This window comes from Rhodanobacter lindaniclasticus, from assembly GCF_004799035.1.
Classification (GTDB): Bacteria; Pseudomonadota; Gammaproteobacteria; order Xanthomonadales; family Rhodanobacteraceae; genus Rhodanobacter; species Rhodanobacter lindaniclasticus.
This window is the reverse complement of sequence record NZ_MWIO01000070.1, coordinates 15266-38746: the sequence shown is the minus strand read 5'-3', so window position 1 is coordinate 38746 and position 23481 is coordinate 15266. Positions and strand designations below refer to the sequence as shown.

The following is a 23481-nucleotide window of genomic DNA, read 5'->3' as shown; positions in this document are numbered from 1 at the left end:
ACGGCCAGCCAATGTACTGCGGTATCGGGTTAAAGGCGCATGAACCCGGCCGCATCCGCGCTGGCAGCCTGTACTCTTTGCCGTTCGCCGCAGCGGCTGTCTTTCATCGACCCCATCGAATCGCCATGCAAGCCATCGAAACCCTGATCGACGACGCCTTCGAGCGTCGCCATGCACTCACCCAATCCGAGATCGAAAGCCATCTGCGGCCCGCGGTAGGGCAGGTACTCGACCTGCTCGAATCCGGCGAGCGCCGCGTCGCCGAGCCGGACGGCCACGGCGGCTGGACGGTGAACCAGTGGCTCAAGAAGGCCGTGCTGCTGTACTTCCGCATCAACGACAATCGCGTGGTCGACGGCGGCCCGGCGCAGGCGTTCGACAAGGTGCCGCTGCGCTTCGCCCACGGCAACGACGCCGAACTGCAGCAGCTCGGTGCGCGCGTGGTGCCCGGCGCGCTGGTGCGCCGCGGCGCGCACATCGCGAAGGATGCGGTGCTGATGCCCAGTTACGTCAACATCGGTGCCTTCGTCGGCGCCGGCACGATGGTCGACACCTGGGCCACGGTCGGCTCCTGCGCGCAGATCGGCGCCGGCGTGCATCTCTCCGGCGGCGTCGGCATCGGCGGCGTGCTGGAGCCGCTGCAGGCCAACCCCACCATCATCGAGGACGGCTGCTTCATCGGCGCGCGCTCCGAGGTGGTCGAGGGCGTGGTGGTGGAGCGCGGCAGCGTGATCGGCATGGGGGTGTTCCTCGGCCAGTCCACCCGCATCTACCACCGCGCCACCGGTGAGGTCAGCTACGGCCGCGTACCGGCCGGCAGCGTGGTGGTGGCGGGCAACCTGCCGGCGAAAGACGGCTCGCACAGCCTGTACGCCGCGATCATCGTCAAGCAGGTGGACGAGAAGACCCGCGGCAAGACCAGCATCAACGAACTGCTCCGGAGTGGCGAATGAACCCCGTGCTGTATGGACTTCCGAATTGCGACACCTGCCGCAAGGCGCGCAACTGGCTTGGCCGCTTCGAGGTGGCGCACGACTTCGTCGACTACCGCGCCAACCCGGTGCCGGCGGCGACGCTGAAGGGCTGGGCGGCGCAACTCGGCGGCTGGGAGAAGCTGGTCAACAAGTCCTCCACCACCTGGCGCAACCTGCTGCCGCAACGCAAGAACCCCGGCAGCGATCCGGAGTGGACGCTGCTCTTGAAGGAGTATCCCGCGCTGATTCGCCGCCCGGTGGTGGTGCAACCCGATGGCACGGTGAGCGTGGGCTTCACCGACAACGGCTTCAAGAAGCTGTTCGGGCGTTGACATGATGCTTCGCCTCTCGAAGGTCGTGCTGGTGGCGACGATCGCGCTGTGGCTGGCGCTGGTCGCCTTCGGCAACCTCACCGACTACGGCAGCAACCTGGTCTTCGTGCAGCACGTGCTGGCGATGGATTCGATCTTCCCCGACGCGGCCATCCATTACCGCGCGATCCACGCGCCGCTGCTGCAGCATGCCGCCTACGTGCTGATCATTGCCATCGAAACGCTGGCCGCGCTGCTGTGCGGGCTGGGGGCGTGGCGTCTGTGGCGCGCACGGCGCGCGCCGGCTGCGTTGTTCCACCGCACCAAACGCCTCGCGGTGGCGGGCCTCGGCGTCGGCGTGCTGCTGTGGTTGGGCGGTTTCATGGCGATCGGCGGCGAGTGGTTCGGCATGTGGATGTCCAGCCAGTGGAACGGGCTGGCCAGCGCGTTCCGCTTCGTCGTGGTGCTGCTGCTGGCGCTGGTCTACCTGGGTCAGCGCGACGACGAGCTCGACGATTGAAGATGAGCAACCACCGCATCCGCCGCTTCCGCAACAACCTCCGCATCGAGCGCGACAACGCCACGCTGTACGCGCGGCTGGCCGAGCTGGCCGGCGATGAGCGGCTGCGCCAGGCCTATCGACGCATCGCGGCCGGCGAGCGCGGCAATGCGCAGTTCTGGGAAGCGCGCCTGCGCGAGCTGGGCGAAGCCGTGCCGCCGCCGCGGATCGGTCTGCGCGTGCGCACGCTGAGCTGGTTCGCGCAGTGCTTCGGTACCGAGTTCGTGATGCCGACGGTGGTGCGGCTGGAGCACGCCGATCACGAGACCACGCCGGTCGATCGCAGCGGCCATCGCGACCATTTCCCGTTGCCGCGGCCGGCAGGTCCGCACGGGCTGCGCCACCGCGCACAGAGCGGCAACACCTTGCGTGCTGCCGTGCTCGGTGCCAACGACGGGCTGGTGTCCAACGTCAGCCTGGTGATGGGCATGGCCGGTGCCGCCACCGGCGATCGTGCGGTGCTGCTGGCGGGCCTGGCGGGGCTGGTCGCCGGCGCGTGTTCGATGGCCCTCGGCGAGTGGCTCTCGGTCAACAGTTCGCGCGAGTTCTACCAGGCGCAGATCACCGAACGCGCCGAGCGGCTGGCGGTGGCGCCGGAAGACGGTCGCGAGCACATTGCCGGCATCTATCGCGACAAGGGGCTGGAACCGGCGGCGGCCGAACACCTCGCCGAACACGTGGTCGAAACGCCGCGCGCGGCGCTGGACATGCTGGTGCGCGAGGATCTCGGCGTCGACCCGGCCGAATTGGGCGGCTCGGCCTACGGCGCGGCGATCTCCTCGTTCTGCCTGTTCGCCTGCGGCGCGCTGTTTCCGGTGGCGCCGTATTTCTTTTTGGGCGGGAAGGCGGCGCTGCTGGCCAGCGCCTGTTCCACCGCGGCCGGACTCGCGCTGATCGGCATCGGTACCTCGCTGTTCACCGGGCGCGGCATGCTGTTTTCGATCGCCCGGCAATTCGCCATTACCAGCGTTGCGGCGGCGATTACCTTTGGCGTGGGGCACATGCTGGGTGTCGTGCTGAGCTAGCTTGGTATGCTGCGCCATCCCCTGGCATCGCGCAGAACCCATGTCCGACGTGCTCGAACTTGCCCGCGACCTCATCCGCCGCCGTTCGGTGACGCCGGAAGACGCCGGTTGCCTGCCATTGATCGGCGAGCGCCTGGAACACGCCGGCTTCCGCGTCGAGCACCTGCGCTACGGCGAGGTCGACAACCTGTGGGTCACCCATGGCGACAACGGCCCGACGCTGATCTTCCTCGGCCACACCGACGTGGTGCCCAGCGGTCCGGAAGCCGCGTGGCAAAGCCCGCCATTCGAGCCAACCATCCGCGATGGCCGTCTATACGGCCGCGGCGCGGCGGACATGAAAGGTTCGGTGGCGGCGATGACGGTCGCGCTGGAGCAGTTCGTGGCCGTGCATCCCGATCATCGTGGCCGGGTCGGCCTGTTGCTGACCAGCGACGAGGAAGGCCCGACCAACCTCGACGGAGTGCGCCGCGTGGTCGAGCATCTCCGCGAGGGCGGCGAGCGTATCGACTGGTGCGTGGTGGGCGAGCCGTCCTCGAAGGAACGGCTGGGCGACCTGATCCGCGTCGGACGCCGCGGCTCGCTGTCCGGCACGCTGGTGGTGCGCGGCGTGCAAGGCCACGTGGCGTATCCCGGGAAAGCGCTGAACCCGATCCACGCGTTCGCTCCCGCCCTGGCCGAACTCACCGCCGAACGCTGGGACGAAGGCAACGCGGATTTTCCGCCTACCTCGTTCCAGGTCTCCAACCTCAATGCCGGCACCGGCGCGAACAACGTGATCCCCGGCGAACTCGTCGCGCTGATCAACTTCCGTTACTGCACCGCCAGCCGCGCCGACGACCTGCGCGCACGCACCGAGGCGATCCTGCAACGACATGGCCTGGACTTCGCGCTGGACTGGAACCTCTCCGGCGAACCGTTCCTCACGCCACCCGGCGGCGTCCTGCGCGAAACCGTGGTGGCGGTCTGCCGCGAACTGTGCGGCATCGATCCCGAGCAAAGCACCGGCGGCGGCACGTCGGACGGCCGCTTCATCGCGCCGCTCGGCGCCGAGGTGGTGGAGCTTGGCCCGGTCAACGCCACCATCCACAAGGTGGACGAGTGTGTGGATGTGACGGCGCTGGAGCAGCTGCCGGCGCTGTATCGGGCGATGTGCGAGCGGTTGCTGGGGTAGTTGCCAAAGGCGCGGGAAGCGGATCGCCGCGCCGACAGAAGCCACTCTTGATCCTGTCAGAGCAGATCTTTGGCCGACGTGCGTTGTTCCCCGGCCTCGTCCGGCTGGCCGCCCTTGAGTCCCTTGCGGAAATCGGCGATGGCGCCGCCGAGGTCGCGGCCGACGTTGCGCAGCCTGCCGGTGCCGAACACCAGCAGTACCAGCACGAGCAGCACGATCCAGTGCGAAAAGCTGTTCAGTCCGAGCATGGTGCGGATTCCTGTCATGGATGGGGGTGTGGATGCGCCGGCGAAGGCGCGGCTTGCGGATGGCTCGAAAGGCCGAGCGACGGCGTGGGCGCGGCGAGGCATTGCAGCGTGCTGTGAGCGCCGGTGGCCCGGGCGGGGCAGCGGTAGTCCAGCGTGGCCACCAGTGCGGGCGTGATCTCGGCAAAGCCGAGCACGGCGCCGCCATGTTCGCGCACGAAGGCTTCGGCGACGGTGCGGCTGGCGAACGGCGCCAGGGTCGGTCCCATCGAACCGGCCAGCGGCTGCCAGGCCACGTAGGAGGCGGTGCGGGCGTCGATGAAGCTGGCGGCGGCGTGGGCGGGTTGCTGCCAGTCGATGCGCGCGCTGTCCTGCACGAACAGTTCCTGCAACGAAGCCTGGTTTTCTGGCTGCAGCACGTAGGCGAAAAAGTCGCGGGTGGAATCGAACACCAGCGGCTTGACGCGGCCGCTGATCCAGGCCTCGGCACGCGGGCCGGGCGAGCCGTCCAGATACATGCCGCACACCGCGCAGGCGTCGTCCGGGTGGGTGTCGACGGCGTGGTGTGCGGGTACGGGCTTGCCGCCGCAACCGGCGAGCAGGGCCAGCGCCAGCACGAAGGCGGCGCGGCGCAGGGGGGTGATCGGCGAGCAGGGCATGCGCGGAGTCCTTCAGATTTCCTTGCGCCGGAACGCGAGCATCGCCCACGCGAACGGCGCCACCGCCCAGCCCAGCAACAGCGCGTAGAGCAGGGCGGTCGGATAGACGTGGTGGGCGGTCATGCCGGTCAGCAGATCGTTGCCGGCGCCGTCGCCCAAGGCGGTGAGGTTGACCAGGCGGAACACGTCGACCGGATTGAGCAGCAGCAGGTACGGGTACACGGCGCGCTCGAGCGGGTTGCCGCCGCTGACCACCAGCAGTGCCAGCAGCGCCAGGTCGAACAGCACCACGCTGACCAGCCAGCCGACCAGTGCCAGGCCGGCGGCGCGGGATTTGTCGGCGGTCTGCACACTGATCAGGCAGGCCAGTCCGACGAAACTGGCGCCCAGCAACGAGGCGCTGAGGATGAAACGCGCGATCTGCAGCCATGCCTGCATCGTCTGCTCCGGCGGCTGCATCCACTGCATGATCGCCACCGCGAATCCGAAGCCGGCCAGCGTGGCCGCGGCCAATGCGCCGCAATGGCCGAGGAACTTGCCGGCCACCAGTTGCCCGCGTGAGAGCGGATAGCTGAGCATCAGCAGCAGGGTGCCGTCGTCGCGCTCGCCGACGATGCTGTCGTAGGCGATCAGCAGGCCGATCAGCGGGATCACGAAGGCGCCCAGCGTGGTCAGGCTGGCCAGCGTGGTGTCGAACGAGGTGAAGCCGACGCGCCCGGCCGCTGCGCTGCCGAACCAGGCGATGCCCAGCGCCAGCAGGGCGAACAGGATGGTCAGCGCGACCGTCCAGCGGTTGCGGAAGTCGTCGCGAAATTCCTTGGCGGCGACGGTGAGGATCGGATTCATGCAGCAGCCTCCGCGTTGGACGGCGGGCCGGCGCCGAGCCAGTCGTAGAGTTGCGCCAGCGTCGGCTCGCGCACGTCGAGATCGACGATCGCCGGGTCGGCCAGCAGCTCGCGCAGCATGCGCAACTTGCTGGCGCGCGGCACCTGCAGTTCCAGCCGGCCGTCGGGGCGTGGCTGCGCCGACAGGCCGCCGGTTTCAAGGCGCGCGAGCAATTCGGGCATCGCCTGCTCGCGCGTGCGCAACAGCACCTGCGCCGGCAGCGCGGCCTGCTCGCCCAGCGCGTGCAGGCTGCCGGCGGCAAGCAGCTTGCCCTGGCGCAGGATCAGCGCGCCGTCGATGTGCGGTTCCAGTTCGGCCAGCAGGTGCGAGGAGACCAGCACGCAGCGGCCGTCCGCGCGCAGCTCGCCGACGATGCGGTACAGCTCGCGGGTGGCCTGCGGGTCGAGGCCGGTGGTCGGTTCGTCCAGCAGCACCAGATCGGGCGAACCCAGCAGCGCCTGCGCGAGGCCGAGGCGCTGGCGCATGCCCTTCGAATACGTGCCGATGCGCCGGTCGGCGGCGTGGGCCAGGCCGACGCGGTCGAGCAGCGTGGCTATCTGCGCGCCTGGTGCCTGCTTCAGTCGCGCCAGGTAGTCGAGCAGCTCGCGGCCGGTGAGGTTGCCGTAGAAGGTGGCGCTTTCGGGCAGGTAGCCGATGCGCCGGCGCAGCGCGTGTGCGCGCCACGGTGACTGGCCAAGCACCTCCAACCGGCCGCCGCTGGGTGCGATCAGGCCAAGAATGAGTTTGATCAGCGTGGACTTGCCCGCGCCGTTGTGGCCGAGCAGGCCGATGACCTGGCCGCGCGGCACGACGGCGCTGATGCCGTCGAGTGCGGCGAGGTCGCCGTAACGCTTGGCCAGCGCGTGGCATTCGATCGGGTGGTTCATGGCGTGGCCGGGGAAGCTTTCATCAGCGGGTGGCTGTCCTGCACCGAGGGCGGCGTGAACACGGGGAACGCGCGCTGCACGTAGCGCAGCAGCAGCACCGCGGGGCTGGACATCAGGTTGCGTGCGGAGGGGTATTTCCACAGCAGCACGTCGACGCCGTCGTTGGGGCGGAACGGCACGTCGCCGACGCCGTCGGCATCCAGGTCCCAGCCGAGGTAGTCGCTCCAGAAATTGCCGCGGCCGTGCGCCGACCACTCCTGGGCGAGGTTCTGCACGTACTTCACCTGGATGCGGTTGTCCTGGAAATGGTTGCCCCACAACCGGTTGTTCTCCGAGCCGGCGGTGACGTGGATGCCGATCTGCGAGTCGGCGACGAGGTTGTCGTGGAAGTCATTGAACTGCGACAGGTAGACGAACAGGCCCTTGCCCTCGGTGCCCTCGATGGTGCCGCCGGCGTCGTCGCTCTGGCCCTTGATGCGGTAGATGCGGTTGCCGGCGATCTCGCTGTGCGCGATGTAGTTGAGCAGGAAGCCGTAGGATTTCTCGTCCTCGGAACTGTTGCCGAGCACCTTCAGGTGGTGCGAGGACATCAGCGCATAGCCGGCGAGGTTGCCGCGGCTGACATTGTCCAGCAGCAGGTTGTCCTGCGAATACATGTAGTGGACGCCGTAGCGCACGTCGTGCACCACGTTGCGCGCGATCGTGTTGTGCGAGCTGACATAGACGTAGATGCCGTCGCGCGAGCCGGCCACGTCGTTGCCCTCGATGGTGCAGCCGGTGTCGTTCCACAGGTGGATGCCGTCGCCGCGGTCGGCCACGCGCAGGTTGCGCATGCCGCGGATCACGTTGTGGGCCACGCGCACGTTGGCCGCGCCGTCGAGGTAGATGCCGAACAGGCTGTCCTCGATGCGGTTGTCCTCCAGCGTGACCTCGCGTGTCTGGCGCTCGACGAAGATGCCCGCGTTCGTCGCGGTGAGGTCGCTGCCGCTGTGGCGCAGGGTCAGGCCGCGCACGGTCACGTTCGACGCACCGATGCGCACGACGTCGCCTGTGCCGCCACCGTCGAGGATCGCGCCGGGTTCGCCGACCAGCGTGACCGGTTTTTCCAGCTTCAGATGCACCGCATGCACACCCGCGGGCACGCTGACCGTGGCGCCGGGCGGCGCCGCGGCCACGAGTTGTTCCAGCGACTCGTCCGCGTATGCCGGCAGCGCCAGCAGCGGCAGCAGCAGGATGGCGAGGCAACGAAGCGTATGCATGGCAGCGGCAGGTCGTGCCGTGCCGCCGCGTGTTGCGCGGCGGCACGGCATGGCTCAGGCCTCGACCAGCATCCGCCCGCTCATCTCCATGTGCATCGCATGGCAGAAGAACGTGCAGTAGTACCAGAACACCCCCGCCTTGTCGGCGGTGAAGGTGGCCGAGGCGGTGGCGCCGGGGCTGATCTCCATGTTGATGCCGTAGTTGACGATGCAGAAGCCGTGGCTCACGTCTTCGACCGCGTCGATGTTGGTCACCACCACGGTCACCTCGTCGCCCTTCTTCACCTTGAAGCTGCCCATGCCGAAGATCGGCGCGGCCGAGGTCATGTACACGAACACCTTGCGGCCTTCGCGGATGACCTTGCTGTCGGACAGCACGTTGACGCCATGTTTCTTCGCCATCGCCACCGTCTCGGCGAAGAACGGATCGTCGCGGTCCCAGCTCTTCCTGACCTTGTCGATCAGCAGCCGGCGGTGCAGCAGGATCACGTCGTGCGGCTCGGCGTAGACCGGGCCGTCGGCGACCAGCTTCATGGTGTCGCCGGAGATGTCGATCAGCTGGTCGTTGTCCGGATGCAGCGGGCCGGTGGGCAGGAAGCGGTCCTTGGAGAACTTGTTCAGCGACACCAGCCACTTGCCGTCGGCGTCGCGGGTCTCGCCCATCGAGGTGTGGCAGTGGCCGGGCTGGTAGGCCACGTCGATCTTCTGGCGCAGGTAGTTGACCTTCTTGCCGTCGTGGGCGGCGATCGCGTCGGCGATGTTCCACTTGGCGATCTGGCTGTCGATGAACAGCGTGGTGTACGCGTTGCCGCGGCCGTCGTAGGCAGTGTGCAACGGCCCCAGACCCAGCTCGGGCTCGGCCACCACGGTGTCGCGCGGGTCCTTCAGCTTGCCGTCGAACCAGTCGTCGATGCGGCTCCATTCCATCACGGTGACGGTGGGCGACAGCTTGCCGTTGGCCACCACGTACTTGCCGTCGGGGCTGGCGTTGATGCCGTGCGGGTTCTTCGGAATCGGGATGTACAGGGTGAACGACGAACCGTGGCGACCGTCCAGCACCGGCACCTTGGAGCTGCCGATGGTCTTGAACTTGCCGTTCTTCACCGCCTCCTCGATGCGCGCGAGGTTGAACACCACCGCCCAGTCGCGCTCGGCCTGCATCGTGCCGGGCAGGTCCATGCCCTTTTCGCTGTTGTAGCAGGTGGAGATGGCGTACTTGCCGGCGTAGTCGGCCTCGGTGTTGTCCAGGTTGCCGTCCACCAGCACCTGCCAGGCGACCTCCATGGTGTCGCCGTCGAGGGCGCTGAACATGGTCTGGTACTTGGCCGGGTCCTCCAGGTCGCGGCCGTCGTTCGGTGCCGGGATCAGGAACTCGCCGTTGGCGAACACGTAGCCGGTGCGCGGCGCGCGCTGCACGCGCAGGCCGTGGATCGCCTGCACGTTCGGCACATCGGTGATGCGGTCGGTGCGCATCACGTCGCAGCGGATGCGCGCGACGCGGGTGTGCGCCTTGTCGTTGATGAAGATGTAGCGGCCGTCGTAGTGGCCGTCGGTCTGGCTCATGTGCGGGTGGTGGCAGTCGCCGCCGGGCGGGAAGTTCGGCCCGAGCACGCGCTTGCTCTCGTTGGTGACGCCCCAGCCGATGGTGAAGTCGGGGTTGAACACCGGGATGCGCATCAGCTCGCGCATCGAGGGCACGCCCACCAGGCGCACCTCGCCGGACTGGCCGCCGCTCCAGAAGCCGTAGTACTCGTCGAGCTGGCCGGGCGGCACGTGGTCGGAGAGTTCGCCCGCGGCCGAGGCTGCCTTGGCCGGCCCGGCGGCGCCGGCGGGCTCACCGTTGCGGCCGCAGCCCGCCAGCGCCAGGCCCGCCGCACCGGCGAGGCCGGCCAGTGCGCTGTTCTTCATGAAGTTGCGGCGCGCGGGATTGCCCGGTTCCGCGGTCTGGCCGGACTGGCCGGTCGGGTTGCTCGATTCGTCGTGCATGGCATTCCATCCGTTCGGATCGTGGTGGGTCAGTCGGCGGCGTTCGCCGGCTCGCGGGTTTCCGGCGTCGCCGCCGGGGTAATCGTCAGCACCGGCGTGGGCAGCGGCCGTGCGGCGCGCTCGCGCTTCTTGCGGCGCTCCACCAGCGGTGGGCACTTCTGGTCGTTGGCGTAGGTGACCTGGCAGTCCAGGCAGTAATGGCATTCGTTGAAGTTGATCTGGCCGATCGCGTTGATCGCCTTCACTTCGCATTCGTTCGCGCAGATCTGGCAGGGGCGGCCGCACTCCTTGCGCCGGCGCAGCCATTCGAACAGGTGCCAGCGGCCGGACACCGCCAGCCCGGCGCCCAGCGGGCATACATAGCGGCAGTAGAACTTGTTGTTGAACGCCGACACCGCCACCAGCGCCAGCGCGTAGAGCACGTAGCTCCAGGAACGGGCGAAGTGCAGGGTGATCGCGGTCTTGAACGGTTCGACCTCGGCGTAGTGCTCGGCCAGGTTGAGCGACTGCAGCGACATCCCGAACAGCACCAGCAGGATGATGTACTTGATCGCCCACAGCCGTTCGTGCAGGTACTGCGGCACCTCGAACTGCGGCACGTGCAGCCGGCGCGCCAGCTTGTTCACCAGCACCTGCAGCGCGCCGAACGGGCACAGCCAGCCGCAGTAGATGCCGCGCCCGAGCAGCAGCAGCGTGGCGGCCACGAACACCCACAGGATGAACACCAGCGGATCCATCAGGAAGGTGGACCAGCGGAAGTCATGCAGCACCGCCTGGATGAAGGTGAGGATGTTCACCACCGACAGCTGCGCCAGCCCGTACCAGCCGATGAACACCAACGTGTAGATCAGGAAGCCCACGCGCAGGCGTTCGAGCAGGTGCGGGCGCGTCACGATCCAGTCCTGGAACGTCAGGATCAGGGTGAGCACCGACAGCCCCGCTATCAGCAGCGCGATGTCCAGCCGGCGCCCGTGCCACACTTTCTGCCACAGCGGCGCATCGGCCGGCAGGGCGTCGGTGTCGGCGGCGGCCGCCGCTTCCGGCCGCGTGGTGTAGACGGCCGGCATGCGGTAGTCGCGGGTGAAGGTGTGGTAGATGCTCTGCAGCGGGCCGACCTGGCGGTTCACCATCAGCTGCAGCGTCCACGGCCGGGTGGCGTCGAAGCCGCTGCCGCCGTGGCGCACGATGAAGATCGCCTGCTCGGCGAAGGCCGGCTTGCCGCGCAGCGGGGTGTCGTTCAACTGCACCAGGTCGGTGTCCTTGAACAGCACCAGCTTGCCGTCCTGCAGCAGGTGCACGCGGTCGAAGATGCCGCCGCGCACGTAGCCCACGCCCTTGAACGAGTAGATGCCGTTGGCCATCACCGCGATCGCCGAATCGCCGGGCTTGAGCTGCCTCATCAGGTCGGCGTGGGCGCTGGCGCCGAGCAGGTTGCGGCCCACCGTGGGCGGGGTGACGTCGGCGAAGTACAGGTCGATGAAGACATCGCCCTCGTGGCCTGGTGCCGGTGCCGTGGGATCATCGACCAGGCCGCTCTCCGGCTGGCCCTTGAAGGCATCGGTGATTGCCTGGCGCTTGAGCTGCAGGTGGCCGATCGCGCCGTTGCCGGTCAGCGTGTCCCAGTCGGCCGGCTGGTAGTAGTCGGCGCGCACGGCGGCGACCTTGGCGTCGGTGTCGGTCGCGCCGGCGATCAGCTTGCGCGAGGCGGCCACCTTCAGCGCCGAGTTCATGATCGTCTCGTTGGCGACCATCGAGGTCACCGTGGCGCTGCTGATCGCGTCGATGCGCACGCTGCCGCTGGCGCCGCCGCCGACCACGATCTGATCGTCCACGCGGTGGCCGACGTAGCGCGCCACGAAGTCGTACAGCTTCTGCACCGGAATGCCGACCAGCAGGATCGGCTCGTGCTGCTCCAGCACGCGCGCGTCGCGGATGCTGCCGTCGGTACCGATCGACACCAGGATGTTGATCGGCGCGCCGGAGTAGGCCGGCACCGGCGCTACCATCACCGTCTCGAACACGTAGCCGATCACCTTGTCGCCGTGGTACACGGCTGCGGCGGGCGGGGTGCCCTCGACGTCGCCGAAACGGTCGGCCTGCGGGAACACCTGGTGCAGCTGCGGATACTTCGCGTCGATGCCGGCCAGCGCTGCCGAGGCGGGCAGCAGCAACAGCAGCGCGAGCAGCAGCCGGGCGATGAGTGAGCGTGCGTCGCGCATCAGGCCAGCTCCGCCGTGCCGGCGATCAGCGGCAATTCGCGCGAGCGCCAGCGCTGCTCTCCAGTGCGCGAGAACGCCAGCCACTGGTGGTCCTGCGCGTCCATCAACGACGACAGCCGCGGCAGCTCCAGCGAAAACGCCGCCGTGCTCATGCCGTCGGCCAGCACCGAACGTTGCGCCATCACGGTCACGCTGGAATAGCTTTGCGGCGACCAGCCGGTGCGCGGGTTGACGATGTGGAACAACCGCCGGTCGGCAGAGAAGAACACGCGGTAATTGCCCGACGTGGACAGCGCCGCGTTGCGCAGCTGCAGTACCGCCGCCACGCGGCTGACGTCGCGCGGATCGACGATGCCGACGTTCCAGTGTCGCTCGGGGTCGTTGCCGCAGATCGCGTGGATGTCGCCACCGGCGTCGATCAGGCCGTACTCGATGCAGGCGCCGCGCAGCGCGGCGATGCCCTGGTCGACCACGTGGCCCTTGGCGATGCCGTCCAGGGTGATCGCCATGCCCGGGCGCAGCAGCCGCGCGCCGCGCGCATCGAGTGCGAGGTCGCGGTAGCCGACCAGCGCGTCGCGATCTTCGGCCACGCGCTGCTCGTGCGCGTCAGTGGCCGCCGTGCCGCGCAGCGTTTCGAAGTAGCGCAGCACCGGCAGCACGGTCGGATCGAACGCGCCGTCGGTCAGCCGCGACAGCGACAGCGCCTGGCGCAGCACCGCATCCAGCTGCGCCGGCACCTGCGCCAGCTGGCCGTCGCGGTTCAACCGCGCCAGCGGGCTGGCCGGGTCGAAGCGGGTCAGCTGCGCGGCGGTCGCGGCCATGCGCGCGAACGCGGCTTCGATCGCCACGCCCGCGGCTTGCACGTCGTCGGCCAGGCAGGTCACTGCCACCGAGGTCTGCATCAGCGTGCGCTCGCGGCGCACCTGCCACAGGTTCTGCTTGCGCTTGAGCACCGCCCAGCCGCCACCGGCCAGCAGGCCGCCGGCGATGGCGAGCTGGCCGGCCTGCTTCAGCCAGCGCCGGCGGTCGGGCGAGCGCGGGTCGTCGGAAGCGGAGGGACGGTGCATGGGATGTCTCCCGGGATGAGTGATTGAACGCGTGCGTGCGGGCGAGGTCAGGCCGTGGCCGCCACGCGTGGCGGCAGCTCGGCGACGATGGCGTCGCGCTCGACATCGCGCACGCCCAAGCGCCGCTGCAAGGCGGGACTGGTGGTCGTGTACTGCAGGTTCACCTTGTCGCCGGGATGCAGATGCGCATGCACGGCGAACGCGCACAGCGCGCTTTCATGGAAGCCCGACAGGATCAGCTTCTTCTTGCCCGGGTAGGTGTTGATGTCGCCCACCGCGAAGATGCCGGGCACGGAGGTCTGGAAGGTCGCCGGGTCCACCACCAGTTGCTGGCGTTCCAGTGCCAGCCCCCACTCGGCGATCGGCCCCAGCGCCGGATGCAGGCCCCAGAACACCAGCAGGTGCGAGGCCGCGATGCGCTGGACCATGCCGCTGCGCGTGCGCACGCGGACCTGCGCCAGCGCGTCGTCCGCCGTTTCCAGGCCGACGATGTCGCCCTCGCAGAACTGCATGCGCCCCTCGTCGCACAAGGCCTGCATGCGTGCCACGCTGGCCGGCGCCGCGCGGAAGGTCGACGAGCGGTGCACCAGCACCACGCTGCGCGCGCGCTCGACCAGCTCCAGCGCCCAGTCCAGTGCCGCGTCGCCGCCGCCGGCGATCACGATGTCCTGGTCGTCGAACAGCGCCGGCCGGGTCACCTTGTAGTGCAGCGTGCGGCCCACCAGCGGCACCGCTTCCGGCAGGTTCAGCGTGCGTGGTGCGAACGCGCCCAGGCCGCCGGCGATGATCACCGCGCCCGCGTCGAACACGAGCCCGCCGCTGGTCTGCAGGCGGAAGCGACCATCCTGCATGCGCTCCAGCGTGGTGACGGTGTGGCCAAGGTGAAACTGCGGCGCGAACGGCCGGATCTGCTGCTGCAGCCGCTCGATCAACTCGCGCCCGCTGCATGCCGGCACGGCCGGGATGTCGTAGATCGGCTTGTCCGGATACAGCTCGACGCACTGGCCGCCGGCCTGCGGTACCGAATCGATCACGTGCGCGCCGAGTCCGAGCAGACCCAGCTCGAAAACCTGGAACAGGCCGACCGGGCCTGCGCCGATGATGACGGTGTCGCAGCTGATCATTGATCGCGCCCGCTGGTGGACAGGGCAGATCATGCGCGTGCGCCACGCCGTCACGCTTGATCGTGGTCAACTTCGCCCGGGTGATCCATGCGGTCGAATGTCGCGCCGGCAATGACGCACGCCGCGCGACGAGGTGCATCTGCGATCAGGCGGGTTCGGGCGGCGCAGGGCGCTGCCGCATGCCGCCGGTTACCTCAACCCAGCCGCGCCCACGCCCGCACCGGAAACGTGCCCATGCCGGCGATGCGCATGGGCACGGCGGAGAAGCGCAGGTTCCCGGCGGGCAGCGGGGCGAGTGAGGCGAGGTTCTCGACGATCGGGATGCTGGCGGCCAGCAGGATCGAGTGGGCGGGGCGTTGCGGATCGCCGGTGTCGTCGATGTTGAGTGCGTCGATGCCGACCAGCACCGCGCCGTGATCACGCAGGTACTCCGCGCCATCGCGGCTGAGGAAGGGTTGCGCCTGCAGATAGGCGGGAGTGCCCCAGTGGGCGGCCCAGCCGGTGTCGAGCAGCACCGCGCGGCCGCGCACGTCGAGCGACGCCAGCGCGGCACGGTCGATGCTGCGGCCTTGCATGCCCTGCAGATGCACGACTACCGCGTCCACGTCGGCGATGTCGCCGAGCGCCAGATGGGCCACGTCGGTGGCGCCGGGATAGCGGTGGGAGGGTGCATCGATTGCGGTGCCGGAGTTGGCCACCATGTCGATGCGCGCGATCTGGAACGTCACGCCTTCGGCGTAGCGGCCGACGCTGGCCTGGTGGCTGAGATGATCCGACACGCGCGGAGCGGGCAGGCCGGGATAGACCTCCTCGCCACTGTGCACGACATGGCTGAGGTCGATGAGGTCCGGCCGGAGGGCGTTGCTGGGTGCAGCTTGCGGCTGGCGCTTGTGGCGTTCGCGGATGATCTTCTTGTTGCGGATGCGCACGGCGCCGACCATCAGCAACTGCATGTCGCGCACGATGTAGTCTGCCAGCGCCTGGTCGTCGATATCGTCGCCGTCGATGTCGAGCCGGAATCCCTGTCCCTGGATGCCGCCGCCGTTGGAAAAGTCGACCTCGAAGTCGAAGCAGACGCGGTGTTCTTCGGTGGATCGACTCATGTGATTTGCTCCGGGGTGCTGCAAAAGTCTGAAGCGGCAACAACGCTTGCGCGAACTCCGTTCATCCTGACCATGGATCTGCGGCCGAGTTCGAAGGACATCGTTCGACCTGATCAGCACCGGATTTCTTTCGGGCATCATCTCTCCACGCCGGCAACGCGATCCTCTTCGGCGCCTGGCCGCTTACATCCTTCCGTGTTCCAACGGTCGCTGCCGATGCATCAAGGCCCACTCGGCGTGTTCGGCCAGGGCGGCCTCGCCCAGTGCGTGGAGGATGACGCGTTGCTCGGTGGCGTTGGTGGTTCGCGCCAGCGCCTTGCGCGCCTCGTCGAAGATGCGTTGCATGAAGCGGTATTGCTTGATGAGTTCCTTGTCGGCCTTCTTGAACGCATAGGCCTCGCGCACGGCGGCGAGGATCGACAGCACGCCCATGATGACCACCAGCGTGTTCTTGGTATCGGCGGCCAGACGGTGTGCGAGCGCCGCCAGCACGATGCTGATGCCGATGCCGGCAAGCAGGCTGGCGAAGCCCAGCATTTCTGTAAAGCGATGCTGGCGCGTGCGCTGCGCAGCCTTGCTGCGGAAATAGTCCACCTGGCCACCATGTGCGCCGTCTCCGACCCATTCGCTGATGACCTCGCGCAACTCGCTCTCCGGGTTGCCGCTGCCCGGCACGCGGTTGAGTGCGGCGCTGCGCATCACGTTGCGCGTCCAGCCAAGCTCGATGTCCTGCTTCTGCATGAAGCTGTCTTGCGCAAACTCGGGATCGCCGGTGAGCGAGATCCCGGCGCGGCGCCAGTAGCCTTGCACGCGCAGGCCTTCCGCCAGTGCCCGGTAATCCAGGTATTTGCGATGCCAGCCGCGTCGCCGCGCGAGCGTGGCCACCCATACGCCGCCGGCGAACAGCAGCAGGAATACGTAGATGAAGTCGTCCTGGTCGGGCAGGTTGTCGTAGATCGTGAAGGCGATGGCCATGACTGCCGCCAGCGTGTAGAGGGTCCGCATCGCCAGCAGCACACGCTGGCGGAAATGCACCGCCAGCCAGTCCGCCGCACGGAACAGGGCCGCCTCCGGCCGCGCCAGCGTCGCGGTGTCGCTTGGCGACCCATCGGCACCGGCACTGCCGTGGATCTCGCTGCGGTATTTCAGGCAATCTGCGTCGAACTCGGCCATGCGCGCGAAAGTCTGGTGGAACATCGCAGGCATCGGAACGTCGGGCAATGAAACTTCGGTCTGCGTGCGCCACAGCAGCTGCCCTGGCTGCAGTGGCGGGAGCGGCGCGCCGTCGTCGTTATCGCGCGAGCAGACGATCTGGCAGACCAGCCGCTCGTCGCCGCTGCCCAGCAGGTGATGACGGCCGCCGCGGCGGCGCTCGGTCAGGCCCGGCATCACGCCGCTGAGAAAGAACTCCGCCACCTGGGCGGTACCGCCGAGCCGGGTCGACGCTTTGCCGTCCCAGATCGCCAGCAACAGATGGCAGTGCCGCGCAATGAACACGCCGGCCCGTCCGTACTGCCGGTCGCGCTGGGGGCCAGGGCTGCCGATGCCGCGGGGGGTGCTGTCCGGCAGCAGCGGCAGCTCGATCACCCGGGCACGCGCGGCGAGTGCATCGAAACGGTCGCGGGTGGCCGCGTGGTGGAAGTCCTCGACATAGAGTTCGCGCGGCAACGGCAGCGGCGCGATCAATCGCGCGCCGAGCGCCAACGCCTCTTCCGCCACCAACTGGTCGCCGCCCTCGGCCAGCGCGGACAGCACCACCAGCGGCAGCGCGGGAAAATCGCGCTGCAGTTGCGCCAGGAATTCCCGCACGCGGCGCCGCACCAGGTCGACTTCGCGGGCGGGAATGTTGCGGTGGCTGGTGACGCCGATCACCAGCGGTACGCTGGCAGGTGCGAGGAGGCGAGGTCGATGTTCCATGGTGGGCAAGGGGTCGCGTCAGGTAATTTCGATTTTCGGATGGCGCCAACGCCTTGAGCGGATGAAGGCGGCAAGCCTTGCTCAGGCCTGCCGCCTGCGCCGCCTTGCTAGTTGTTTTTGATCCTCGGGTCTGTGGTGGTGTCGGGAGATACGCAACTCTGACTGCCAATCGCACAGGCGAACCAGTTGCTGATGGCATCCATGACCGAGTCCGAGGAACCCGCGGCCGGCGTACCGGCACTGGCAAGTGCCGAAGTCGCCGCCAAGGCGATGCCAAAAGCTACAGACAATGCGATGCGCTTTTTCATGGTTTCATCCTCACGTTATGCGGAAATGCCTCATTGAACATCGATTATTTCGGTACAAGAGCCGGCGTGTTTCGTTATCCGCTCATGGCTGGTCTCCTTCAGTTCGCTAATCGGTCGGCATCGGGCGCGCAGATATTGCGGTGGCTGGTCACGCCGATCACCGCGATACGCTCGCAGGTGCGAGGGGGCAAGATCGATGTTCCATGCGAGGCACTGGGTTAGTGTCAGAGGTTCTTGATCTGTGGGTTGGTCGTTGTGTTCGGCGAGAGCGTGCCCAACTGTTCCACGTTCTGGTCGGAGTCGCGGTTGCTATCCTGGGTCTGGTCGTCTGGCTGCGGTTCGGCCGGGATGTTCTGATTGTCTTTGCTGGTCTTTGGCATGATGGTCTCCAGGCTTGACTGGTATGCGATGTTGCCGTTCGGATCGAGGTACCCTTGGCATTGCTTCCTCGCTGTCCCTGCGCCAAAGCGCCTGCATGGTGGCGCTACAGGTTCTTGATCACCGGATTCGTCGTGGTGGCCGTAGGCAGCGTGCTGATGGTCGAGTACGGGGCGCCATTGATCGTCGCGCAGAGCTGGTAGATCCACTCGCCGCTCGAGCTGGTGCTGTCGTTGGCATCGGTGATGGTGATCTTGTCGCCGTTGTTCGCGAGTTGCGCCTGACCGAACACGCCGGATGGAGGCGATTGGATCCAGGCGAACCCGGGATGGGTCGGATCGCTGATCGCATTGAATGATCCCGGGCTCACGCCGGGGCCGCTCAGGTGCCAGGTGATCGTCACCGACTGGCCGTGGGCGATCTGGTTTCCGTTACCCGACTGGTCGACGTCGAGGCTGCCGTTTTTCAGTGTCACCTCAAGTGTTACGTTGGGCATGTCGTACTCCTGCAGGGATCGATGGGCGGCGTGGAAGGCGGGCCGCAGCGCCTTGATTCAGGGCTTCGGGTGCGGCGTGCGCACCGCTGCCGTGACGGGCGCCGGAGTGCTGGCGTCGACCTGCATGATCTGCGCGATGCGCGTCGCGAAGGCGGGGTTTTCCGGGTAATCCACGCGGGCACGCCGCAGGATCGCCAGCAGCGCCGGGTCGCGGTAACCGGCATTCCAGAGGCGCTCGATCAGCAGCCTTGCTTCGGCATTTTTCTGCAGGCCAAGCAACGCCTCGACCTGCAGCGCGAGCAGGCGCGGATCGTCCTTGCCGTCCTTCACCGATTGGCTCGCCTCCCATGCCTCCTCGCGCAGCCGTCGTGCCGCTGCTGCGTCGCTGGCGGTGTCGGCGAGCAGCAGCTTCGCGGACAGCGTATCCAGCACCAGGCCGCGGTCATCCGGTTCCTTGGCGAGTAACGGTTGCAGGATGTTCATGGCGACCTGCACCTGCGCCTGCGCCGCCGCGGACTGTCCGCCGGCAAATGATTGCGCGGCCTGCTCGCTGCGTGCCGCGGCGTCAATCTGCTGCCATGTAACGTTTGCTGGATCCTGTCGAGTGAGCCTGGACAGGATGGCCAGCGCTTGTGCGGCCAGCGTCCGTGCCGCCGGCAGGTCCCCGTGCAGGCGTTTCAGGCGGCTCAATTGCACGAGATAGAGCGCCGATTTTGCCTGAAAGCCGGTTTGCGTCGGCGCGATCGCGATCAGCTGGGCGGCGATGTCGACCGCCTGCTGGAGGTCGCGGATGCCCGCGTCGACGTCGCCGGTCAGGGCCAGCGTGCGGCCCAGGATCGCGCGCACCCGCAGCATGTTTTCGCGCTGGTCATTGTTCTTGGGGTCGGCGGCGGCAAGCCGGGTTTCGATCGCGTCGTCGGCGTGGTACTCGGCGATCGCCTCTGCCAGATCGCCACGCTGCAAGGCCAGCTTGCCGAGATTGTTGTGTGCAATCCCCAATGCAGCCGACCAATCAGTGTTGACGGGATTGGCCGCGACCAACCCGCGACCCAGTGCCAACGCGTTCCGGTAGGCGCTGGCGGCGGCGGCCGGCTGCCCGCGTGCTTCCAGCACGTGACCGATATTGCTGTTGACGTTCAGCAGTTCGAACTTCAGCGACAGGTCATTGCCGGCACGCGCCTGTGCCTGCTGCAGCACGTTCTGCGCGGATTCGAAATCCCGCCAGGCGGCGTCCAGCTTGCCCTGATACCAGTCGGTCATGCCGACGAAGGACCACGACCGGGCATGGGCGACCTGCCGCGCCGCGTCGCCGGGTGCTTCCTCGGCGAGGCGCCCGGACAGCTGCAGGGCTGCCCGATACGACTCCATCGCGCCGGACAGGTTGCCTTGATCCAGGCGCACGCTGCCGATCTTCTCCAGTGCCTTGGCGCGCTGCTCCAGGGTCTCGTCGGTGACATCCGTGGCCGGCAGCGACTGGAAGTAGGCCATCGCTTTGTCGTCGACGCTCTGCATGATGTCCAGCCGGGCTGCTTGCGCCAGCTTGTCGTTCAGATCGCCGAGCATGAAGCCGACCAGCGCCTCGGCCTGCTTCTGCCGGCGCTGGGCTGCCTGGCTGGCTTCCACCGCGGCGTGGCGCGAAACGATGGCGAGGACCGCCAGCGTGGTGGTCACGGTCATCACGGTCACCGCCAATGCCGCCACCATCGTCATCCGTCGCGCACGTCGCCGCAGTTCGCGCTGCTTGAGCGTGTCGAAACCCACGCCAAGCATCCCGGCGATCAGTTTCAGCTTGGCGTTCGCCTTGCCGTCCTTGTCCGGGCGGGCGTCGGCAGCGATGGGCTCGGCGCGTTGCGTGGCGAGCCGGCCGGTGGCGTCGAGCTCGAAGCGCAGCGCGGGGGCGAAACATTCCTCCGCCTCGCGGCCGGGCAGGTCGCTGGCGTTCGGTTCGCCGTCCACGATTAGGCAAAGGATCCGCTCGTCACGACCGAGGCGCTTGTACGCCAGCACTTCCTCGCTCACCCAGTGCGACGCCGCCGAATGTGGCGAGCAGATCACGATCAGGTTGGCGGATTGCTCCAGCGCCTCGATGATCTTGCGGCCGAGGTCGTGCGCGCTCGCCAGTTCGTCGCGGTCGCGGAAGATCGGAGTGAGGCGTCTGGGGATGGGGCCGGTCGTGGTGATCTGCCCGACCAGGCGTTTCGGCACCGCATAGGTTTCCAGCGCCTTGTGGAGCCAGTCGGCCCAGGTCTTGTCCTGGTGGCTGTAGCTGATGAAGGCGTGATACCGGAACGCGGGTGCAACTGGATCCTGCGTCATGACATGCGGCACTCCCGTGCCTGTCATGCAATCCCTTGCCGGGAAGTTCTCTGACCTCGACCCGCCGGTGCCCACTCATCGGCCATTTTCTGCGCGCCGACGATAGCACCAAACCGCGCGAGCGGAGGCCCCGTCGCTGACGACGTGGGGGGGCGAGCCGATTACGACGCGGCCGGCTGCAGGGTCAGCGTGTGCTGCGTCGACCCCGGCAGCAGCGGGGTCGGGTGGCCGTCGACCCAGTCTTCGTGGCCGGCGCCGAAGAACGGTGACAGCGGGTTGTCGCTCTGGCCGCCGGGCATTTCCAGGATGCCGCGGGCTTCATGGCCGGGAGCGGCGTCGAGCCGCTCAGAGGCGCCGAAGCCTGGGGCGGCCACACGCGGCATGTTGTTGTCGCCGGGGCGCGGCTGGTTCGGCATGTCGATGAAGCGCGCCAGCCATGCGGGCAGGGCGGGAGCCAACGGGTGCTTGATGTCGCTGTGGTTGATCTCGCCCCAACTGCGCGCGGCGAGGCCACCGGGTTGGTGGTCGAGCCGTTGCGCCACCTGACGCGCGGCATCGGTGAGCAGGGCGTGCCAATCGGGATACTTCGGGTCGAGCAGCCAGTCGGGACGTGCGTGGATCAGCATCCACACGGCCGCCTCGGCGCTGTTCTGGCTGGGCCAGCTGAAATCTGCGTGGCGTTGCTTCACCCGTGCGGCGAAGGGCGCCAGCACGGCCTGGCTGACCTGCGTGCGGAACGCGCGCACCAGCCGGTAGTCGACGCTGTCGACGGCGGCGCGGCCATGCCAGTGGCGGGTGAGCTGGCTCATCTGTTGCAGCGCCGGGTCCTGGCTGTCGGCCAGCGTGCGTTGCAGCAAGGCCTGCCAGCGGGCGAGGAACACCGCGTGGTTGTCGAGCTGGATGTCGAGCAGGTCGCCGGGGGTAAAGCTGGCGCGCGCATGCAGGTCGTCGCGGATTTGTTGCGCACGCGCGCCGAGGTCGTGGCCACCGTTGCCGAGCAGGCTCAGCGCGGTACCGTCGACGGTGCGGTTGTTGGCGGTCCACAGCCTGCCGTCGGCAGGGTTCTCGATGCGCGGGTACTGCGCAGGCGCCGCCCAGCCCTGCCAGCCGCTGCCTGGCGCGGACCAGTCCGCCGGCAGTTGCGGATCGAAGCCGATGCGCAACGGGATGCTGTTGCCGGCGATGGTCCAGCCGATGTCGCCGCCGCTGTCGGCCACCAGCAGGTTCTGCGGCGGCATGCCCACGGTGGGTGCCAGTTCCAGCGCATCGGCCACGTTTGCCGCCTGTTCCATCCGCAGCAGGCCAAGGTTGTAGCCGCGCGGCTGCTGCGCGATCCACGCCAGTGCCAGCGGCGTGCCATCGGTGTCGGCGGCCATGAGCGGGCCCCAGCGGGTGGCCTCCACCTTCAGGATGGTGTCGGGCCGGCCCTTGACCTTGATGTGCTCGTCATGGGTTTCCAGGGTGGCCCAGCCGCCGGGTACCTTGTAGCGCGTCGGGTCGGCCGGATCGCGCTGCACGCGCACCCAGTCGGCCCAGTCGCCGTAGCTGTTGGTGAAACCCCAGGCGACCTGGCCGTTGGAGCCGGCGATGATTGCCGGCGTGCCGGGCAGGCTGACGCCGTTGACGTCGCGCTTGCCGTCAGGCGCGCCGGCATCGGGATAGCGCAGGCGCGTGCGGAACCAGATGTTGGGCACGCGCAGGCCCAGGTGCATGTCGTTGGCCAGCATCGCCGCTCCGTTGCCGGTTAGCTGGCCGGCCACGGCGAAGTTGTTGCTGCCGGGACGCGGCGCATCCAGCGCCGGCGCCAGCGCCGCGGCCAGGCCCGCGCTGCTTGTGCCGGCCGACGTCTGGCGCAGGTCGAACACCTGCGCGTCGGGAACTACCGGCGAGCGCGACAACCGCCCGCGCAGCGGCGCCTCCCAGTTCGGGTCGGGGGCGAGCAGGAAATCCGCCAGCGATGCCGGCAACACGTCGCGCATCTGCGCGATGCGCAACTCGCGTTCATTGCGGCCGTCGCTGTTGAGGTCCAGGTACATCGCCGCGATCACCAGCAGACTGTCCTGCGGCCGCCAGGCCTCGGGCTGGCTGCCCAGCAGCAGGTATTCCCACGGCCGCACGCGCAGGTCCGCCAGTCCCGCGTTGACGCCGGCGGCGTAACGGCGCAGCACCTCCTGCTGTGCGGGCGGCAGCTGCGCCCACGCCGCGTCGGTCACTGCGCGCAGACGATGGCGACGGTGGTTGAGATCCACCGGCAACGCGGCCGGCCCGACCAGCGCGGCCAGCTCGCCCGCGCTGGCCCGACGCATCAGGTCCATCTGGAAGAAACGTTCCTGCGCGTGCACGTAGCCCATCGCCCAGGTGATGTCGGCGCGGTCGCTGCCTTCGAAGGTGGCCGTGCCGCGCGCATCGCGGGTGATCGTGACCGGCGCCTGCAGGGTCGCCACCGTGCGCGTGCCGTCCAGCCGGGCGCGACTGCCGGCGAGCAGCCACCATGCGGCGACCAGCGCGATCAGCACCAGCGCCAGCAAAGTCAGCAGGATGGCGCGCAGCGGGCGCCAGCGGCGTGTCGTCATCGGGAGTGGCCCTGGT

21 protein-coding genes are annotated in these 23481 nt (G+C 68.2%); 5 read left to right on the top strand and 16 right to left on the bottom strand.

Going from position 1 to position 23481, the window contains the following annotated elements; all coding sequences use genetic code 11:
* Nucleotides 1-125 precede the first annotated feature (125 nt).
* From dapD to dapE, 5 genes are read left to right on the top strand one after another with little or no spacing between them, the layout of a single operon-like run.
* A complete protein-coding gene (gene dapD / locus B1991_RS17275; protein ID WP_136259925.1) occupies nt 126-953 on the top strand; it encodes a 2,3,4,5-tetrahydropyridine-2,6-dicarboxylate N-succinyltransferase in 828 nt (275 codons plus the stop codon).
* Complete coding sequence (locus B1991_RS17270; protein WP_136259924.1) at nt 950-1306, top strand: Spx/MgsR family RNA polymerase-binding regulatory protein; 357 nt, start codon at nt 950-952, stop codon at nt 1304-1306. Before dapD ends, B1991_RS17270 begins: the two co-directional genes overlap by 4 nt.
* 1 nt (nt 1307) lies before the next feature.
* Nucleotides 1308-1805 carry a DUF2165 family protein gene (locus B1991_RS17265; protein ID WP_136259923.1) on the top strand — a complete coding sequence of 166 codons (498 nt, stop codon included), beginning with the start codon at nt 1308-1310 and terminating at the stop codon, nt 1803-1805.
* Nucleotides 1806-1807: 2 nt separating this feature from the next.
* On the top strand, nt 1808-2869 hold the full coding sequence (locus B1991_RS17260) for a VIT1/CCC1 transporter family protein (protein ID WP_136259922.1): 1062 nt from the start codon (nt 1808-1810) through the stop codon (nt 2867-2869).
* A gap of 40 nt (nt 2870-2909) precedes the next feature.
* Nucleotides 2910-4043, top strand: coding sequence for a succinyl-diaminopimelate desuccinylase (gene dapE, locus B1991_RS17255; RefSeq protein ID WP_136259921.1), 1134 nt, complete (start codon nt 2910-2912; stop codon nt 4041-4043).
* 56 nt (nt 4044-4099) lie between these two features.
* Here the strand turns inward: dapE and tatA are convergent, their stop codons facing one another.
* From tatA to B1991_RS17180, 16 genes are all read right to left on the bottom strand, one after another.
* Nucleotides 4100-4291, bottom strand: coding sequence for a twin-arginine translocase TatA/TatE family subunit (gene tatA / locus B1991_RS17250; protein WP_136259920.1), 192 nt, complete (start codon nt 4289-4291; stop codon nt 4100-4102).
* Between the two features lie 14 nt (nt 4292-4305).
* Nucleotides 4306-4947: a nitrous oxide reductase accessory protein NosL gene (locus tag B1991_RS17245; protein WP_136259919.1), complete on the bottom strand. Its 642-nt coding sequence runs from the start codon at nt 4945-4947 to the stop codon at nt 4306-4308.
* A gap of 12 nt (nt 4948-4959) precedes the next feature.
* Complete coding sequence (locus B1991_RS17240) at nt 4960-5793, bottom strand: ABC transporter permease (protein WP_136259918.1); 834 nt, start codon at nt 5791-5793, stop codon at nt 4960-4962.
* Entirely contained in the window at nt 5790-6719 is a 930-nt protein-coding gene (locus B1991_RS17235) for an ABC transporter ATP-binding protein (protein ID WP_136259917.1), read from the bottom strand. The genes B1991_RS17240 and B1991_RS17235 overlap by 4 nt, the downstream gene beginning before the upstream one ends.
* Nucleotides 6716-7978, bottom strand: a complete 1263-nt coding sequence (locus tag B1991_RS17230) for a nitrous oxide reductase family maturation protein NosD (RefSeq protein WP_136259916.1) — start codon at nt 7976-7978, stop codon at nt 6716-6718. The genes B1991_RS17235 and B1991_RS17230 overlap by 4 nt, the downstream gene beginning before the upstream one ends.
* A 54-nt stretch (nt 7979-8032) precedes the next feature.
* Entirely contained in the window at nt 8033-9964 is a 1932-nt protein-coding gene (nosZ, locus tag B1991_RS17225; RefSeq protein WP_136259915.1) for a TAT-dependent nitrous-oxide reductase, read from the bottom strand.
* Nucleotides 9965-9993: 29 nt separating this feature from the next.
* A complete protein-coding gene (locus B1991_RS17220; protein ID WP_136259914.1) occupies nt 9994-12183 on the bottom strand; it encodes a NosR/NirI family protein in 2190 nt (729 codons plus the stop codon).
* Nucleotides 12183-13250: an FAD:protein FMN transferase gene (locus B1991_RS17215; protein WP_136259913.1), complete on the bottom strand. Its 1068-nt coding sequence runs from the start codon at nt 13248-13250 to the stop codon at nt 12183-12185. Before B1991_RS17215 ends, B1991_RS17220 begins: the two co-directional genes overlap by 1 nt.
* Nucleotides 13251-13297: 47 nt before the next feature.
* Nucleotides 13298-14374, bottom strand: a complete 1077-nt coding sequence (locus B1991_RS17210; RefSeq protein WP_136259912.1) for an NAD(P)/FAD-dependent oxidoreductase — start codon at nt 14372-14374, stop codon at nt 13298-13300.
* 194 nt (nt 14375-14568) lie between these two features.
* A complete protein-coding gene (locus tag B1991_RS17205; protein WP_136259911.1) occupies nt 14569-15477 on the bottom strand; it encodes a cyclase family protein in 909 nt (302 codons plus the stop codon).
* A gap of 183 nt (nt 15478-15660) precedes the next feature.
* Entirely contained in the window at nt 15661-17394 is a 1734-nt protein-coding gene (locus B1991_RS17200) for a hypothetical protein (RefSeq protein WP_136259910.1), read from the bottom strand.
* Between the two features lie 107 nt (nt 17395-17501).
* Nucleotides 17502-17702 carry a hypothetical protein gene (locus B1991_RS17195; RefSeq protein WP_136259909.1) on the bottom strand — a complete coding sequence of 67 codons (201 nt, stop codon included), beginning with the start codon at nt 17700-17702 and terminating at the stop codon, nt 17502-17504.
* 224 nt (nt 17703-17926) lie between these two features.
* Complete coding sequence (locus B1991_RS18810; protein ID WP_168709697.1) at nt 17927-18082, bottom strand: hypothetical protein; 156 nt, start codon at nt 18080-18082, stop codon at nt 17927-17929.
* 104 nt (nt 18083-18186) lie between these two features.
* Entirely contained in the window at nt 18187-18576 is a 390-nt protein-coding gene (locus B1991_RS17190; protein ID WP_136259908.1) for a hypothetical protein, read from the bottom strand.
* Between the two features lie 57 nt (nt 18577-18633).
* Nucleotides 18634-20892: a toll/interleukin-1 receptor domain-containing protein gene (locus B1991_RS17185; protein ID WP_136259907.1), complete on the bottom strand. Its 2259-nt coding sequence runs from the start codon at nt 20890-20892 to the stop codon at nt 18634-18636.
* A 161-nt stretch (nt 20893-21053) separates the two neighbouring features.
* Complete coding sequence (locus B1991_RS17180; protein WP_136259906.1) at nt 21054-23465, bottom strand: penicillin acylase family protein; 2412 nt, start codon at nt 23463-23465, stop codon at nt 21054-21056.
* Nucleotides 23466-23481 lie beyond the last annotated feature (16 nt).

Excerpts from the sequence above, each read along its gene's own strand:
- dapD (WP_136259925.1), top strand. The coding sequence starts at position 126 with ATGCAAGCCATCGAAACCCTGATCGACGACGCCTTCGAGCGTCGCCAT.
- B1991_RS17270 (WP_136259924.1), top strand. The coding sequence starts at position 950 with ATGAACCCCGTGCTGTATGGACTTCCGAATTGCGACACCTGCCGCAAG.
- B1991_RS17265 (WP_136259923.1), top strand. The coding sequence starts at position 1,308 with ATGATGCTTCGCCTCTCGAAGGTCGTGCTGGTGGCGACGATCGCGCTG.
- B1991_RS17260 (WP_136259922.1), top strand. The coding sequence starts at position 1,808 with ATGAGCAACCACCGCATCCGCCGCTTCCGCAACAACCTCCGCATCGAG.
- dapE (WP_136259921.1), top strand. The coding sequence starts at position 2,910 with ATGTCCGACGTGCTCGAACTTGCCCGCGACCTCATCCGCCGCCGTTCG.
- tatA (WP_136259920.1), bottom strand. The coding sequence starts at position 4,291 with ATGCTCGGACTGAACAGCTTTTCGCACTGGATCGTGCTGCTCGTGCTG.
- B1991_RS17245 (WP_136259919.1), bottom strand. The coding sequence starts at position 4,947 with ATGCCCTGCTCGCCGATCACCCCCCTGCGCCGCGCCGCCTTCGTGCTG.
- B1991_RS17240 (WP_136259918.1), bottom strand. The coding sequence starts at position 5,793 with ATGAATCCGATCCTCACCGTCGCCGCCAAGGAATTTCGCGACGACTTC.
- B1991_RS17235 (WP_136259917.1), bottom strand. The coding sequence starts at position 6,719 with ATGAACCACCCGATCGAATGCCACGCGCTGGCCAAGCGTTACGGCGAC.
- B1991_RS17230 (WP_136259916.1), bottom strand. The coding sequence starts at position 7,978 with ATGCATACGCTTCGTTGCCTCGCCATCCTGCTGCTGCCGCTGCTGGCG.
- nosZ (WP_136259915.1), bottom strand. The coding sequence starts at position 9,964 with ATGCACGACGAATCGAGCAACCCGACCGGCCAGTCCGGCCAGACCGCG.
- B1991_RS17220 (WP_136259914.1), bottom strand. The coding sequence starts at position 12,183 with ATGCGCGACGCACGCTCACTCATCGCCCGGCTGCTGCTCGCGCTGCTG.
- B1991_RS17215 (WP_136259913.1), bottom strand. The coding sequence starts at position 13,250 with ATGCACCGTCCCTCCGCTTCCGACGACCCGCGCTCGCCCGACCGCCGG.
- B1991_RS17210 (WP_136259912.1), bottom strand. The coding sequence starts at position 14,374 with ATGATCAGCTGCGACACCGTCATCATCGGCGCAGGCCCGGTCGGCCTG.
- B1991_RS17205 (WP_136259911.1), bottom strand. The coding sequence starts at position 15,477 with ATGAGTCGATCCACCGAAGAACACCGCGTCTGCTTCGACTTCGAGGTC.
- B1991_RS17200 (WP_136259910.1), bottom strand. The coding sequence starts at position 17,394 with ATGGAACATCGACCTCGCCTCCTCGCACCTGCCAGCGTACCGCTGGTG.
- B1991_RS17195 (WP_136259909.1), bottom strand. The coding sequence starts at position 17,702 with ATGAAAAAGCGCATCGCATTGTCTGTAGCTTTTGGCATCGCCTTGGCG.
- B1991_RS18810 (WP_168709697.1), bottom strand. The coding sequence starts at position 18,082 with ATGCCAAAGACCAGCAAAGACAATCAGAACATCCCGGCCGAACCGCAG.
- B1991_RS17190 (WP_136259908.1), bottom strand. The coding sequence starts at position 18,576 with ATGCCCAACGTAACACTTGAGGTGACACTGAAAAACGGCAGCCTCGAC.
- B1991_RS17185 (WP_136259907.1), bottom strand. The coding sequence starts at position 20,892 with ATGACGCAGGATCCAGTTGCACCCGCGTTCCGGTATCACGCCTTCATC.
- B1991_RS17180 (WP_136259906.1), bottom strand. The coding sequence starts at position 23,465 with ATGACGACACGCCGCTGGCGCCCGCTGCGCGCCATCCTGCTGACTTTG.